The sequence below is a fragment of the Sulfitobacter sp. R86518 genome, assembly GCF_042466275.1.
Lineage (GTDB): Bacteria > Pseudomonadota > Alphaproteobacteria > Rhodobacterales > Rhodobacteraceae > Sulfitobacter > Sulfitobacter pontiacus.
The window spans coordinates 365,796-378,913 of sequence record NZ_JAXHCA010000005.1; the positions used below are offsets into that span (position 1 = coordinate 365,796).

Genomic DNA, 13,118 nt, shown 5'->3' on the forward strand with positions numbered 1-13,118 from the left:
GATTCTAAGTTTGCGACGGCCTGCGGTGCCGCCTCAGGTGATCATCTCGAGCCGTTCTTTACTCATGTCACCGGGAACGATGGTGATCGGCACCGGCAGCGAGCCTGCGTTGCGGGAAAGCTGGGTCACCAAGGGGCCGGGGCCAGATTTCTTGTCGGTGCCCGCGCCAAGGACCAGCACGCCGACTTCGGGGTCATCGGCCAGCTGGTTGATGATCTCGTCCACGATCACACCTTCGCGAATAACCAGCGCGGGCTCCACGTTCAGCCGGTCGCGCATCCATTTGGCGAAGACCTCGAAATGCACCTCGATCCGCTCGCGGGCTTCTTCGCGCATGACCTCGGCCACACCGATCCAGTGGTTGAATTCGTCAGGCGGGATGACCGACAGCACCACCACCCCGCCGCCAGAGTTGGACGCCCGCATCGCGGCAAATCGCATGGCGTTCAGGCATTCGCGGCTGTCATCCAGCACAACCATAAATTTACGCATAGCATCCTCCTGTTGAACGGCGGGGGGCGGGGTCAGCCACGGTCAGAGGCCGCCCAATCCCAATACATCTCGCGCACGCGGCGGGTCATGGGGCCGATCTGGTACTGCGTGTCGTCAAACGCTTTGACAGGCGTGACCTTCATCATGTTGCCGGACAAAAAGACCTCGTCCGCGGCATGGAAATCGTCAAAGCTGAGCACTGTTTCGTGCACCTTGATCCCGTCGGCGCGCATGTTCGACATATGCCGCGCGCGGGTGATACCGGCCAGAAACGTGCCATTGGGGATCGGGGTGAACACCTCGCCATCCTTGACCATGAACACATTGGCAGAGGCCGATTCGGCGACATTGCCCATGGCGTCGGCGACCAGCGCGTTGCCAAAGCCCTTGGCGCGGGCTTCAACCATCATGCGGGCGTTGTTGGGATAAAGGCAGCCCGCTTTGGCGTTGACGACGTTGTCTTCAAGCACGGGACGCCGGAAACGGGTCCGTGTCAGCGTCGTGGCCGCATCGGGTGCCGCCATAGGGATCTGTTCTAGGCTGATGGCAAAGCCGGTCGCGTCCTTTAACGGCACGATCCCCAGCTCGTCGCCCGCCAGCGCCCAATACATCGGGCGGATATAGACGGCGGCGTCCTTGGGGTAGCTTTTCAGACCCTCGCGTACCATCTCGACCATATCGGCGGTCTCGACCGTGGGGGTGATCATCAGTGCCTTGGCCGACCGGTTGATCCGCGCGCAATGCGCCTCCAGATCGGGGCTAAGACCGTCGAACAGCCGCGCCCCGTCGAATACGGTCGTGCCCAGCCATGCACCGTGGTCCGCGGCCTTGATGACAGAGATGTCACCCTCGTGCCAACTGCCTTCGTAAAATGTCTTGATATGTGTGCCAGTGGCCATTGCTTGTCCTTTGGTTACCGCTTGGGCGCGGTGCGGTAGATGCCCTCGGGCAGGTTCAGCGCGGCTGTCAGATCGTGCAGCTGTTCGGGCGAGAGGCTGATCTTGCAGACAGAGTTGGTGCGCGGGTCCCATTGCTCGAATGTGATAACGCTGGCAAAGGCGTGCACCGTCACATCTTCACGCAAGGGTGCTTTGCCTTCGTCGATCAGAGTGATCACACTGGCATCGAATTCGTGTTCAATCGTAAACATGAAGGCACAGTATTCTTTCGGCGGTCCAATGCAAGAGCAGCACTGCGCCGTCTGTTCAAATCCGCGCCGCCGCGTTAAAACGGTGGCAGATCTATTCGTTGCCCTTCTGAGGATGCGTTACGTGATGTTGAGATACTGTCTTGCTCTGGCCGCTGCGGCATTTATGGCGGCCTGCGAACCGACGACCATGTCGGGGCCTGTCTCCACCCAACCCGAGCAAGGGCAACCCGCTAGTTTTTCCGCCAATGAATCCGCCCGCAGCTTTATCCGCGTGTTGCAAACGGTCGAACCTGTCGCCGAACGCGAATGTCGCGTGCGGACCTCGCAGGTGAATTGCGATTTCAACATCGTGGTCGATGACCGTCCCGGCCAGCCCGCCAACGCCTACCAAACCGAGGATAAGGCCGGGCGTCCGGTCATCGCCTTCACGCTCGCCCTGATCGCGGATGCGCGTAACGAGGACGAGCTTGCCTTTGTCATGGGGCACGAGGCTGCCCACCACATCGAAGGGCATATCGCGCGCCAACAGCAGAACGCGGTCGCCGGCGCGGTGATCTTTGCTGGTCTCGCCACGCTGAGCGGGGGCGATGCGACAGCGGTCGAATTGGCACAGCGTCTTGGGGCGCAGGTGGGCGCGCGGACCTATTCCAAGGACTTCGAGCTTGAGGCAGACGCCTTGGGCACTATTATCACCGCACGCGCAGGGTATAATCCGCTGCGGGGGGCCGAATTCTTTACCCGTATTCCTGACCCCGGTGACCGTTTCTTGGGCACGCACCCGCCCAATGCATCGCGTCTGGATACCGTACGGCGGACCGCGGCGGGGCTGTAACGGCACCGCATGAAGCAGCTTGGCCAGATACTGACGGACCGCGGGTCCAAATATGCCGTGTCAGGCTGCCCCGCGTCCGATCGCGCCGCCGTGGATGCTGCGCTGAAAGAGCTCAAGCGCGATAAATCCTATGCCAAGGCAACCCACAACACCTGGGCGGTGCTGCTGTCAGACGGCGGCCCGCTGAAAGGCGATGATGGGGAATCCGGTGCGGGGATGGTGATCATCCGGATGCTAGAGCGTGAGGGTCTGGAGGATCACTTGATCGTGGTCACGCGCTGGTACGGCGGGAAACATCTGGGCGGCGACCGGTTCCGCCACGTTCAATCCTGCGTGCGCGCCTATCTGGACGCGGCCTGACACGGGCTTACAAGCTGATAGAGATGGCGGCGAAAAAGCAGATAGAGGCGGCAAGCACAAAGCTGTGCCAGATCGCATTCTGAAAGCGCATGCCGGGGTGTGCAAAGACGATCGTCCCCAGCGTATAGATCAACCCGCCGATGCCAATCAGCGTCAGCGCCGTGGTGGGCAGGCTTTGCCACATTGGCCAGACCAGCAGCACAGACAGCCACCCCATGCCAAGATAGAGATACAGCGACGCTTTAGACTCCGTGCTCCAGAAAGACAGTTTGGCGACCGCGCCGATAATGGCCAGCGCCCAGACCACGGCGAGGATGCCATAGGCGAACCCCGTTCCGATGAGCACAACAAACGGTGTGTAGGTGCCCGCGATCTTGAAGTAGATCGCCGCATGGTCAATCCGCCCCAGCAGGGCGCGGGTGCGATCAAACGGCAAAAGGTGGTAAATCGCCGACGCCAGAAGCGACAGAACGAAGCAGGCCGCATAAACCAGCGTCGGTGTAAGCTGCTCCCCCTGGCTGGCAGCATAGGTTGTCAGCAGGATTGTTGCCGGTATCGCAAATCCCAGACCCAACACGTGGATCGTGCCATCGGCGAGAGTGTCAGCGGTTGGGTGCGGATAAGCCATAGGTCAAATCTAGCACCCGTTTGCAACATTCCCATGTCAGATTTCGTCTAATGCATGGCGCTTTGGTATCTCGACCTATCCATTCGTATAGGAGGTTATGCCGACGCGTGGCGCGCGTCCGGATCAACGGGGTTTATTGCCGTCGATCCAGCGCGACATCATCGTCTTGTCGCGGAAACATTCCTGCGGGATATCGCGGCGCTTCAGGCGGGCGATGCGTTCGGCAAAAGCGACCTGCTTTGACGACGGATACTGCGAAAACGGCCCATCCACCGGCTTGGGCTTATGGGCGTCGATCCATTCAGACAGCGCGGCGCGATCGGTCAACGCCCGTTTTGGCACAGGCGCGCCGGTCTTGAGGCTAAGCGAGGTAGCATAGTGCATCTGCTTCTCCGTCGGCGGCAAAGCGGCGCGCGCGTCGCGGGCTGAAACTTCTGCATGGGCAGGTACGGCCCCGTTGTCGGGATCGAACATGCCAGGAAACTGCGGTTGGTAGGACATTGTGTAGGCCCCCTTGTTCTGGTTGGAACATATATAGAACATCGCGTGCGCCTTTTCAAGGGTTTCACCTCTGATACGCCATTACATGTCTATATGTAGGGTGTGGATTTGCTATTTCCACTACATGGGCTGCGCCTGCAATCGGACCTGCCTATGCGCATACGAACGCCAGGGCGCTCCGATTGTTCCGCGGTTCAGAAGGGGGGAGGGCGGTGGCCTAGACCACGCGCCCCCAAAGATCGTATTCGCCGGCTTCTTCGACTTCGACGGTCACGATCTGGCCAACGCTCAGGTTTTCGAAGCCTTCGTCGATGAACAGGTTGCCGTCGATCTCTGGCGCGTCTGCCTTTGTGCGGCAGGTGGCAGCCTCGTCGTCGATCTCGTCGATGATCACATCCATGCGGCGACCGACTTTGGCTTCCAGCTTGGCGGCCGAGATGGCTTGCGCCTTCTCCATAAAACGGTTCCAGCGGTCTTGTTTGACCTCGTCCGGCACGTGATCGGGGAGCGCATTTGACCGCGCCCCGTCAACGTTTTCGTACTGAAAGCAGCCCACGCGATCCAGCTGCGCCTCGTCGAGCCAATCCAGCAGGGTCTGGAACTCTGCCTCTGTCTCGCCGGGGTAGCCAACGATGAAAGTCGACCGCAGGGTGATGTCGGGGCAGGTGTCGCGCCACGCGGCGATTTCATCCAGCGTCTTTGCTGCCGCCGCAGGGCGGGCCATGCGTTTCAGCACGTCGGGATGCGCGTGCTGGAAAGGAATATCCAGATAGGGCAGTACCAGACCTTCAGCCATCAGCGGGATCAGGTTGCGCACATGGGGGTAGGGGTAGACGTAATGCAGCCGTACCCACGCCCCGAGCGACCCCAGATCACGCGCCAGATCGGTGATATGCGCGCGGTGGCCACGGTCTTCGGCATGTTTGATATCGACGCCGTAGGCCGAGGTATCCTGAGAGATCACCAGCAGTTCGTTCACGCCGTTCTGCACCAGCTTTTCTGCCTCGCGCAGGATCGCATGGGCAGGGCGCGATTGCAGGCGGCCGCGCATGTCGGGGATGATGCAGAACTTGCACTTGTGGTTACAGCCCTCCGAGATCTTCAGATAGCTGTAGTGGCGCGGCGTCAGGCTGACGGCCTGCGCGGGCAGCAGATCGATAAACGGATCGGGCGAAGGCGGCACGGCCCCATGCACCGCGTCCAGCACCTGTTCATATTGGTGCGGGCCGGTGACGGCCAGAATACGCGGGTGATGTTCGCGGATATAATCCGGCTCGGCCCCGAGGCAGCCGGTCACGATCACCTTGCCATTTTCGTTCAGCGCCTCGCCAATCGCGTCAAGGCTTTCGGCCTTGGCGGAATCAAGGAACCCGCAGGTGTTTACAATCACCGCATCCGCCCCGGCGTAGTCCGGCGACACGCCGTAGCCTTCGGCGCGCAGCCGCGTCAAAATCCGTTCGCTGTCGACCAGCGCCTTGGGGCAGCCCAGCGATACCATGCCGATGGTCGGCTGGCCGGGGCGGGACGGATTGCTGATCTGGGCCTTTGGCGCAAGATCGGGGCGTAGATTTGGTGGGTTTGTGCTCATGAACTGCGCTATAAGCCATGCAAAGGGTCTGGGAAAGGCCCCGCATCAGGCAAGGAGACGGGCGATGAAGTGGATTATTCGGGCAATTGGCATACTGCTGCTGATTTTGGTGGTCGCGGTGGGGTCGCTGTTCTTGCTGCCCGCCGACCGTATTGCGCGAATCGCGGCGGACCAGTTGCGCAACCTGACAGGGCGCGAGGTCACGATCACGGGCGATGTGGGGCTGACCTTCTGGCCGGTGCTGGGGGTGACCGCAGGCGGGCTCGAGGTCGGGAACGCCGATTGGGCCAAGGATGGGGCGATGCTCTCGGCCGCCAATGCCGCCATCGGGGTTGATGCGATGGCGCTGATCCGAGGCGAGATCAAGATCACCAACATTGAAGCCCAAAGCCCCACCATCCGGCTGGAGCAACGCCGCGACGGGCGTGCCAGCTGGCAGTTCAGCGACGGCGGCGGCGAGGCAGCCATCGAGACCGCTCCGACCGCGCCTGCGCGCAGCCCGCGCCCGCTGACGATCCAGCGGCTCAATATCACCGACGCCACGTTGATCTATGATGCCGAGGGCAGCGATCTGGTGCGATTTGACGGTGTGGACCTGTCGCTCGATTGGCCCGAACGGGCGGGCGATGCGGTGATCAAGGCCGCCCTGCGCCCCGCGGCCGATCGCGTGTCGATCGAGGCGACGATCAACCGGTTTGACCAATTCCTGAACGGCGATATCCGCCCGCTGCGTGCCCGTGTGGACACCAAAGGGGGCGGCGTCTCGCTGACCGGACGGGCGGGGCTGACCGGCGCTGTCGCGGGGGATCTCTGGCTCAAGACATCGGACACGGGGCGTTTTCTGGCAGCGCTCGGGGTGGGTGACATCGCACTGCCGCAGGGCTTGGGAAAAACGGCGGATATCAACCTTGATCTGACCCTGACGCCGGACCGGCGCTTGGCCCTGCGCGAGGTGGTGGCCGATCTGGGCGGGAACGCCCTGACCGGCGCGGCGGATATCACGCTGAACGGCACGCCCGATGTGAACGCGCAGATCAACGTCGGCGCGCTGGACCTGACCGGCTTTGCAAGCAGCGCCCCCAGTGGCACCGCGCCCGCGTCCAGCAGCCCCGCGCCTGCGTCCCCGACAGGGTGGTCGAAAGCACCGATTGATGCGTCCGCGCTTTCCGCCTTCAACGGCGAGGTCGCGCTGCGGGCAGATAGCATTGATCTGGGCACGCTAAGCTTGGGCGCGACGCGCGTATTGCTGCGCAACGACCGATCGCGTCTGGTCGCCGAGCTGCGCGAGATCAGGGCCTATGCCGGTGTTATCAGTGGGGAGTTTGTGGTCAACAACCGCAACGGCCTGTCGGTGGGCGGGGCGCTGAACGCGACCTCCATCGCCATGCAGCCTTTGCTGCAACAGACCGCAGGGCTGGGCCGGTTCCACGGTACGGGCGATGCAGAGGTATCTTTCCTCGGGTCCGGCGCATCGCTGGACGCGATCATGCGGTCGCTTAGCGGATCGGGCGCGGTGAATGTCGGGCGTGGGCATATCGAGGGGATCGACCTTGATGCGCTGATGGGCAATTTCGACGTCGAGGGGGGCACGACGGTCTTCGATTCCCTTGCCGCGACATTCGACATGGATCAAGGCGTACTGCGCAACGACGACCTGCTGATGCAGCTGCCGAACTTTACCGCCACGGGCACAGGGCAGGTGGGGCTGGGGGCGCAAACTCTTGATTATACCGTCACGCCCAAGGCACTGCGGGTGAACGGTGATCGGGGGCTGGCCATTCCGGTGCGCATCTTCGGGCCGTGGGCCGCACCGCAGATCAAGCCGGATTTGCAGGCGGCGCTGGACATGAACTTTGCCAAGGAAAAGGAACAGGCCCGCCAAAAGCTGAACGAAAAGCTGGAGGAGGAACTGGGCGTATCGCGGCAGGACGGGCAATCGGTCGAGGATGCGGTGAAACAGAAGGTAGAGGACGAGCTGCGGCGCGGGCTGTTCAAGCTCTTTGACTAGCGGCGCGCCATGCAGGCCGTGTATTTCCAAACCCTCAGTTTGGAAAATTGCAATTTTCCGTGGCGTTTTACGGGCGAGGGGCGGTACGGGCCCTTCGCCGCCCCCACCCCGTCTTTACCTGTCGCGGCGGGGGCGTTAAGGCTGGTCGCCAAGCGCAAGGAGCACCTCCATGGACAATGATCTTTTCAACTCTTTCATGACCGGACCTGACGAGAATGGCCGCTTTGGCGATTTCGGGGGGCGGTTTGTGTCGGAAACCCTGATGCCGCTGATCCTCGAACTGGAAGCGGAATATGAAAAGGCCAAGACAGATGACAGCTTTTGGGCCGAGATGGACGACCTGTGGACCCATTATGTCGGTCGCCCCAGCCCGCTGTATTTCGCAGAGCGTCTGACCGAACATCTGGGCGGTGCCAAGGTTTACATGAAGCGCGACGAGCTGAACCACACCGGCGCGCATAAGATCAACAACGTGTTGGGCCAGATCATTCTGGCGCGGCGCATGGGCAAGAAACGTATCATTGCGGAAACCGGTGCGGGCCAGCACGGTGTGGCCACGGCCACCGTCTGTGCCAAGTTCGGTCTGCAATGCGTTGTCTATATGGGCGCGCATGATGTTGAACGTCAGGCCCCCAACGTCTTCCGCATGCGTCTGCTGGGTGCCGAAGTGATCCCCGTCACCTCGGGCCGTGGGACGCTGAAAGATGCGATGAACGACGCGTTGCGCGATTGGGTCACCAATGTGCGCGACACATTCTATTGCATCGGCACGGTCGCAGGGCCGCACCCCTATCCGGCGATGGTTCGCGACTTTCAGGCGATCATCGGCAAGGAAGTGCGCGAACAGATGGACGCCGCCGAAGGCCGTCTGCCCGACACGCTGGTCGCCGCGATCGGTGGCGGGTCGAACGCGATGGGGCTGTTCTATCCGTTCCTTGATGACAAGGACGTCAATATCATCGGCGTCGAAGCTGGCGGCAAGGGCGTGAACGAAAAGATGGAGCATTGCGCGTCATTGACCGGTGGCCGCCCCGGCGTGCTCCACGGTAACCGTACCTATCTGTTGCAGGACGACGACGGTCAGATCCTCGAAGGGTTCTCTATCTCGGCCGGTCTGGATTACCCCGGGATCGGGCCCGAACATTCCTGGCTGCACGACATTGGCCGCGCGCAATATGTGTCGATCACCGATAAAGAGGCGCTTGAGGCGTTCCAGCTGAGCTGCGCGCTTGAAGGGATCATTCCCGCGCTCGAACCCAGCCACGCGCTGGCGCATGTGATGAAGATCGCACCAGAGCTGCCCAAGGATCACATCATCTGCATGAACATGTGTGGGCGCGGCGACAAAGACATTTTCACCGTCGCCAAGGCGCTTGGTTTTGACATGAAGGTCTGAGAATCAGACAAAAGCCTAGACACTGACGATCACGAAGGGGGCGGCGCATCGCCCCCTTTTCTTTTGGCGCTGGCCCTATCGGGTCAGCTCTAGGATATCAAAGTCGCTTTCGACCACCGGCGCGGGAAACATCAGCCGCGCCCGCTGGTTGCTGACACGTTCGAACACCGCGACATCGGGTTGCAGGGTGCCATCTCCGGCAAAACCGGGTGGCAGGGCGTCGTAAGCGGGCGGTACCTCTCCCGCGACATAGCCGACGCCAGCATAGACCGCACGCCCGTCTCGCAGCGTGATGACCCCCGTGGTGCGCTGCGACCCGCTGAGCTTTTCAAACAGATACCCGTTGCCCTGAAAGGTCAGGCGGCATTTGAACGGACTATAGACCACCAGCGCGGGAAGGCCGCCCAGTTTCATCGTGCGGCAGGACCAATCGCCGGCCAGCCCCTCGTCAAAGGCAACCTGCGGTGTGCCGGACAAGGCGCGCGACAGAGCGGCCAGATCATCCGCGCTGCCGCTTTGGAACGCTTGCAGCAGGGCATCGCCCGCCGTTGCCTCGAACCGGTCGAGGCGGAGCTGCTCTTGCGGGCGCAGGGCGTCTTGGGCGATGGCAGGGGCGGCGCAGAGCACTGCGGTCAAGGCCGTAGTCAGGGCAGCAGTCAGGCGCAGCATCAGTCTGCCCCGCCGTTCGGGCGCAGGGCATGGGCCTGCAGGATATTCAGCGGCACGATATCCAAGGCGCGCTGATGGGTTGCCTCAAGATGCACCTTTGGCGCGCAGCCCTCGTCCGCCGCTTGCAAGAAACGCCCCGCACAAAGACACCACGGATCGCCCGCCGACAGTCCGGCAAAGCCGAATTCGGGGCGCGGGGTGCTCAGGTCGTTGCCGACATATTTGGAATAGGCCAGAAACTCGGCTGTCATGATCGCGCAGACCGTGTGGCTGCCCTGATCGGCGGCACAGGTGTTGCACGACCCGTCGCGGAAAAAGCCCGTGACGGGGTCGCTGCCACAGACGGCCAGCGGGCCGCCCAGAATATTGATGCTTTCGTCAGGTGTCATGTGCCCCCCAAGGCTGCGCTGATCTGGCGGAAGATGGCGATGTTCTGATCGCTGACCCCGGCCTCGCGGAACTTGCGGTCGGCGGCATTGGTCGCGATCACCACCCCGTCAGCTCGGTTGATGTAGATATACTGACCATACACACCGCGGGCCATGAATTCACCCTCTGTCGCGCCTTGAGGAATCCACCACTGATAGCCATAGCCGATCTGCCCCTCTGCCGTCGGGGCCGATGGCGCGGTAGAGGCGGCGACCCAGTCTGCCGGTACAATCTGCTGACCGTTGTAGCGACCGTTTTGCAGGAACATCTGCCCCATGCGGGCGTAATCGCGGGTCGTCAGGTTCAACCCGCCCAAGACAAAGGCGACACCCGCGCCGTCCGTCACGTAATAGGGCGCATGCTCAAGACCCATGGGGGTGATGATCTTTTCCGACAAAAGATCGGTGACGGACCGGCCTGTTGCCCCCCGAACGACCATACCGATGACATGGGTGTCGATCGACACATACTGCCACTGGCTGCCGGGCGTGGTGAAAGTATCTTTCAGGCTTGCGGTGAAATCGTCCAGCTCTCCGCCAAGGGCGAGGGCGCGGCCCATCTTGTTGATGTCGGAATCCGGGTCGAGGTAATCTTCGTCAAAGGTAACCCCGCTGGCCATGTTAAGCACGTTTCGCAGCGTCGCCCCGTCATAGGCGGTGCCTTTCAGCTTGGGCGCATAGGTCGTGACGGGGTCGTCAAGCGATGCAATCGCCCTTTCGTCCAGTAGGATACCCACAAGCGCGGAAAGGTAGCTTTTGGCGACAGACCAGCTGATCCGCAGATCATCGGGCTGGGTGCCTTTAAAGTAGTTCTCATAGACAATCTGACCATCTTTCAGCACAACCAAGGCGGTCACATCCCGCGCTTTGATCCAGTCGTTGACCTCGGCAGGGGGGGCGTATTCGGGTCCATAAGACAGCTCTGCCGTGGGGCCATCACCGCGCGACAGAGGCTTGGACAGGAAGGCGTCGTCCATATGGCTGAAGTTATGCACGATCTTGTCTTCGGCAAAGAGCGAGTTCACCGCCAGCAGCCGCGTGATCTCTTCGCGCTTCCACAGGCCGACAACGACCACAGCCACCACGAGAGCCAGTAAAATACGGCCCAGCCATTTCCCGAATGTGCGCATGAAATCCTCCCTGATATGCGGGGATACCCAAGCACGAAGGCTGCGGTGGTGCCAGATAAACTTGGCGTCAGCCGGTGTAGGTCCAATCGATCCAGCGACCGTGGAAATCGACCCGCGCCAAGGGCAGGGTGATGTCACCGGGCCAGAGCCTGAGCGTCAGCGCGGCCCCCTTGAGGCCGGATCCGTCCTGCTCCATCGACAGCCATGCCAGCGGGCGGTTGCGCGTGGCGCGTTTGCCAGCAGCCTCGATCAACGCCTTGCCACGGGCCTGTGCCGCTTTGGGGAAATACTGCCACGCGACGGTGTGCTGGATCAGGTGCAGGCACCCTTCGGGGGATTGGGGCAGGGTGCGCGCCAGCCAGTCAATCGCATCGCCGCGTTGCACCTGCGCCGTCATGACAGAGGCCGCGGTCCGCGTCAGTGTCAGGCGTTCGGGTTGGTCCGCCCAGATATAGGACATCAGCCGCAACAGGTGGTCGGGCCGCGTCGGGTCCAGCGGGTTCAGATCAACGCCGCGACGTTTTTCGACCTGCGGGTTGATCGCCGGTGGCAGTTTGCCTGTCCAGTCAGGCGACAGCAGGATCGTGGACATGTTCGACCCGAAGCGATGCCCCTCGATCTCGAGCACGAAGTGGTCCCACATCAGGTTGAGCCCGCCGCTGGCCCCAAGTTCGGACAGGCGGATCGGCAGGTTGAAATGCTGCGCCGCGACGCGGGCCCCGGCGATCAACGCGGCAGAGCGGCGGACCTCGTTCGTTTGCGGTGCGCTGTCGGTCCAATCAAGCAAGAAGGCTTCATGCGTGGTGATCGCGTCGCGCACGGCCTCTGACAGGGCTCGGTCGCTCGCCTTGTGTGGCGGGTAAACTGCCATCAGCGCAGGCGCTTTGCGTTTCAGCACCAGCGCATGCAGCCCGCCCGCGATGCGCAGGGGAAGGGACGCGCCCGACGGGCCGATATCCCCTTCGAGCGCTGCAAATTTACGGCCAAGGGCTGTGTCGGCGGGCCAGTCCCGCGCCAGCACGCCCATCAACTGCCCCATGAAGGGAGACCCAAGTGCGATGCAATGCCCGGCTTGCTCTTCAAAGGCGGCTTGCAGTGTCACTTGAACCGGTCCAGCAGCTTTTGCATGGCGCTGCGGTCGTCGGTCTGGGGGGCAGGCTCTGCCTTGGGCTGCGTTGGGGCTGGCTGCGCGGGCTTTGGCGCAGCGGCTTGAGCTTTAGCCGCAGTGCCCGCGGGTTTCTTGGTGCCCGTGCCGGATCGTGGCGGGGCAACACGCAAGGCCACGGCGTTCATGAACTTGGCCGTATCGCCGCGCGCCAGGTCCGCAGCACCGTCGCTGATCCCGCGCAATACGTCGTCCAGCCATTCCTGCTCTGCCTTGGCAAAGTCGCGCAGGACATAGCCCGGTACGGCGTCCTTATGCCCCGGATGGCCTACGCCAAGGCGCACACGGTCATAGTCGGGACCGATATGCGCATGGATCGACCGCAAGCCATTGTGCCCCGCATGCCCGCCGCCGGTCTTGCATTTCACCTTGCCGGGGGCGAGGTCGATTTCGTCGTGCAAAACGATCACGTCCGCCGGTTCAAGCTTGTGGAACCGCATGGCCGATTGCACCGACTGACCAGAGTTGTTCATGAATGTCTCGGGCTTGAGCAAGACCACGCGGTCCGCGCCAAAACGCCCTTCGACCGCTAGCCCGTTGTGCTTGGTCTTCCATCCGGCAAAGCCGTGGTCCTGCGCGATGCGGTCCAGCGCCATAAAGCCGATGTTGTGCCGGTTGCCCGCGTATTTGGCACCCGGATTGCCAAGCCCTACGATCAGTTTCATGCGGACCCCTTCAATTGGATAAAAACGTTTGTTTGGCCAAGGATAGCAGACCGCGGGGCCAAACGAAATAACGCCCCAACGAAAAACGGGGCCGCCCATGGCGACC

The 13,118-nt window shown here is 62.1% G+C and carries 15 protein-coding genes; 4 read left to right on the plus strand and 11 right to left on the minus strand.

Annotated features, from left to right (window positions below; genetic code table 11):
- Positions 1-33: 33 nt before the first annotated feature.
- The 3 genes from SJY36_RS02565 to SJY36_RS02575 are packed head-to-tail and all read right to left on the minus strand — an operon-like array spanning position 34 to position 1,642.
- Positions 34-492: a universal stress protein gene (locus tag SJY36_RS02565; RefSeq protein WP_005851562.1), complete on the minus strand. Its 459-nt coding sequence runs from the start codon at positions 490-492 to the stop codon at positions 34-36.
- A 32-nt stretch (positions 493-524) separates the two neighbouring features.
- A complete protein-coding gene (locus SJY36_RS02570; protein WP_005851564.1) occupies positions 525-1,391 on the minus strand; it encodes a branched-chain amino acid aminotransferase in 867 nt (288 codons plus the stop codon).
- A gap of 14 nt (positions 1,392-1,405) precedes the next feature.
- The gene (locus tag SJY36_RS02575; RefSeq protein ID WP_386172808.1) at positions 1,406-1,642 is read right to left on the minus strand and encodes a hypothetical protein; all 237 of its coding nucleotides are present in this window, start codon (positions 1,640-1,642) and stop codon (positions 1,406-1,408) included.
- A gap of 124 nt (positions 1,643-1,766) precedes the next feature.
- Between SJY36_RS02575 and SJY36_RS02580 the strand changes: the two genes are divergently transcribed.
- Together SJY36_RS02580 and SJY36_RS02585 are read left to right on the plus strand one after the other, a co-directional pair.
- Entirely contained in the window at positions 1,767-2,474 is a 708-nt protein-coding gene (locus SJY36_RS02580; protein ID WP_386176423.1) for a M48 family metallopeptidase, read from the plus strand.
- Between the two features lie 9 nt (positions 2,475-2,483).
- A complete protein-coding gene (locus SJY36_RS02585) occupies positions 2,484-2,834 on the plus strand; it encodes a YigZ family protein (protein ID WP_005851570.1) in 351 nt (116 codons plus the stop codon).
- Positions 2,835-2,841: 7 nt separating this feature from the next.
- Here SJY36_RS02585 and SJY36_RS02590 read toward each other — a convergent pair whose 3' ends face one another.
- The 3 genes from SJY36_RS02590 to rimO all read right to left on the minus strand — a co-directional run bounded on the left by SJY36_RS02590 (position 2,842) and on the right by rimO (position 5,551).
- Positions 2,842-3,462 (minus strand): hemolysin III family protein, encoded by a 621-nt coding sequence (locus tag SJY36_RS02590; RefSeq protein WP_009826068.1) that lies wholly within the window; start codon positions 3,460-3,462, stop codon positions 2,842-2,844.
- Positions 3,463-3,585: 123 nt separating this feature from the next.
- Positions 3,586-4,005: a hypothetical protein gene (locus SJY36_RS02595; protein ID WP_386172811.1), complete on the minus strand. Its 420-nt coding sequence runs from the start codon at positions 4,003-4,005 to the stop codon at positions 3,586-3,588.
- 175 nt (positions 4,006-4,180) lie between these two features.
- The gene (gene rimO, locus SJY36_RS02600) at positions 4,181-5,551 is read right to left on the minus strand and encodes a 30S ribosomal protein S12 methylthiotransferase RimO (protein WP_037943285.1); all 1,371 of its coding nucleotides are present in this window, start codon (positions 5,549-5,551) and stop codon (positions 4,181-4,183) included.
- Positions 5,552-5,615: 64 nt separating this feature from the next.
- Here rimO and SJY36_RS02605 point away from each other — a divergent pair, with 64 nt between their 5' ends.
- Complete coding sequence (locus SJY36_RS02605; RefSeq protein WP_386172813.1) at positions 5,616-7,559, plus strand: AsmA family protein; 1,944 nt, start codon at positions 5,616-5,618, stop codon at positions 7,557-7,559.
- Between the two features lie 169 nt (positions 7,560-7,728).
- On the plus strand, positions 7,729-8,955 hold the full coding sequence (gene trpB / locus SJY36_RS02610) for a tryptophan synthase subunit beta (RefSeq protein WP_005851582.1): 1,227 nt from the start codon (positions 7,729-7,731) through the stop codon (positions 8,953-8,955).
- Positions 8,956-9,030: 75 nt separating this feature from the next.
- On the opposite strand, the gene SJY36_RS02615 is transcribed toward trpB, so the two are convergent.
- From SJY36_RS02615 to pth, 5 genes are all read right to left on the minus strand, one after another.
- Complete coding sequence (locus SJY36_RS02615; RefSeq protein ID WP_005851584.1) at positions 9,031-9,624, minus strand: DUF4893 domain-containing protein; 594 nt, start codon at positions 9,622-9,624, stop codon at positions 9,031-9,033.
- Entirely contained in the window at positions 9,624-10,013 is a 390-nt protein-coding gene (locus SJY36_RS02620; protein ID WP_005851586.1) for a DUF2237 family protein, read from the minus strand. The genes SJY36_RS02615 and SJY36_RS02620 overlap by 1 nt, the downstream gene beginning before the upstream one ends.
- Positions 10,010-11,182, minus strand: a complete 1,173-nt coding sequence (locus SJY36_RS02625; RefSeq protein WP_386172816.1) for a serine hydrolase domain-containing protein — start codon at positions 11,180-11,182, stop codon at positions 10,010-10,012. Before SJY36_RS02625 ends, SJY36_RS02620 begins: the two co-directional genes overlap by 4 nt.
- A 67-nt stretch (positions 11,183-11,249) precedes the next feature.
- Positions 11,250-12,284: a DUF2332 domain-containing protein gene (locus SJY36_RS02630; RefSeq protein WP_386172818.1), complete on the minus strand. Its 1,035-nt coding sequence runs from the start codon at positions 12,282-12,284 to the stop codon at positions 11,250-11,252.
- Complete coding sequence (gene pth, locus SJY36_RS02635) at positions 12,281-13,012, minus strand: aminoacyl-tRNA hydrolase (RefSeq protein WP_386172820.1); 732 nt, start codon at positions 13,010-13,012, stop codon at positions 12,281-12,283. Before pth ends, SJY36_RS02630 begins: the two co-directional genes overlap by 4 nt.
- Between the last annotated feature and the right edge of the window lie 106 nt (positions 13,013-13,118).